General features: G+C 22.6%; 2 protein-coding genes. Both read right to left on the bottom strand.

The window, feature by feature from the left end:
* Positions 1–216, bottom strand: a 216-nt coding sequence (locus T390_RS03955; protein ID WP_036436342.1) for a hypothetical protein, incomplete at its 3' end; no start/stop codon positions are given.
* A 101-nt stretch (positions 217–317) separates the two neighbouring features.
* Positions 318–1,598 (bottom strand): hypothetical protein, encoded by a 1,281-nt coding sequence (locus T390_RS0103590; protein ID WP_027335104.1) that lies wholly within the window; start codon positions 1,596–1,598, stop codon positions 318–320.
* Positions 1,599–1,882 lie beyond the last annotated feature (284 nt).

Below are 1,882 nucleotides of genomic sequence, written 5' to 3'. Positions count from 1 at the left end.
GGCAAAAATTATAAAAGTGGGGTTCAATTTTGGAACCTCACTTTTATAATGAATAATATTTTCTTTAACAGTATCATTTACAAAATAACCTTGATTATTAATGCTCATAAAATATGAACCATCATCTCTGTTATATTTAATAAAATCATAAGTAGCATCATTATTTAATTTAATTGGGTTATTATATGAACGAGATTGTTTTAAAATTTCAAGCACTTTTGGATCATTAATTTTACTTTTATCTATTTCAATAATAACTTGATCAAGTGAAGCAATTCTTTCTTCACTTCGACTAAAACTGTTTACATTTTGATTTTCTAAATTATTTCAGAAACAACCTTTAATGCTTGATATGGGAGATCAATTTTAATTACATTTAAGTTTTTGTCTAAGACTTCAAAAGAATAATTTTTAGAAAAATCTAAAACAATTCCAGTTTCTCAATATACTGGTGAAAGTTCTTTTCTTTGGTCAGTAGAAATTTTATTTTCAGGATCATATTTATATCAAGGAATAAAGTTCTGATCAACAAACTTATTTTCTCTTGTCATAAATTTAATTACGTGTTTAGCTGTTAAAATATACATTTTTTGATCATTAGAAAATAAATCAGTTCCTTGTCCTCTACCTGAAAATAATTTCATATTTCTTTGCAAAATTGGCATCTTTGAATTAATATTATTAGATACCATTAATTTAGCATTTTTAAAGACAGGGTTATATTCTTCATTTATTGTGATTTCATCTTCATTAAAGGTATCTGGATGTTCTCCATAATATCGGTAATTATTTTTAGCAAGTAGCCAAATATTATCTGTTAAATAAGTATTTCACATTCTTTCAAACCCATTATAAAACTCACTTCTATAATTTAATTGCAGTCAATGATTATCAATTGATTTTTGTCAGTATTCATTAAAATCATCATTTGTTAATACTTCTTTTTCTTTATATTTTTTTAAAAATTCTTCATATTCTTGATTAACTTTATCAAATGCTTCCTTAGGTTTTAAAGCATTTTTTGCATCACCTAAACCATAATAATATTTTTCAAACATTAATTTATTAATATTGTTTTGATTAAAACTATAATTTAATTCTTTATTCTTTTGCTTTTGTCCAAAATCATAAACATAAATATCATCTACTGCTTTAAATGCTTCTTGGTTTTTATCATTTTTAATTTTATTATCTAAATAATCTTGAAGCGGAGAATAAACATAATAGTTTTGTTTTAATCTTTCAATTTTCTCATTTAAAGATAAATTATTATTTGTTTCTAATTCTAATTTTTCATCACTCTTTAATCTAAATAATGCTTGAATTTTATTAATATTTTCATCACTTAAATTATTGATTGCCCCAAATCTAGATTCACGTAAAATGTCAATTAAATATTTAGACAAAGCTTCATATTTTTTGTTTATGCTTTTATCAAACTGATATTTACTAGTATTATAATTATATTTTTGGTTTAAATTATAATCAAATCAAACACGATTTAATTTTTTAATTTTTTCATTATTTGTTTTATCTGGTTTTTTATCCCTTGTATCATTTGTAATATTAACACAAGAAGCTGAAACAACAGGAAACATAGTTGTTAAAGAAGCAAGTGTTCCAATTAATAAATATTTTTTTTCATAATTCCTCTTTATTTTTTAATTAAGTAATTAAATTATAAATTTAATTGCTAATTATCATAATTGGAGTATATAAAGATGAAAATATTGCCACAAAATTATTAAAAAAATATATCCATAAGGATATATTCAAAGTTTTATTATTTTGTAATTTCTAATGTATAAACTTTATCAGCTCAAGAACCATCTGTTGGTTGTTCGGTTGTAGTTGAACCTTCTGTAGGTTGTTCTGTTGTAGT

The sequence above is a fragment of the Mycoplasmopsis felifaucium ATCC 43428 genome (genome assembly GCF_000687775.1).
Classification (GTDB): Bacteria; Bacillota_I; Bacilli_A; order Mycoplasmatales; family Metamycoplasmataceae; genus Mycoplasmopsis; species Mycoplasmopsis felifaucium.
This window is presented reverse-complemented; position numbering and strand designations above follow the sequence as displayed.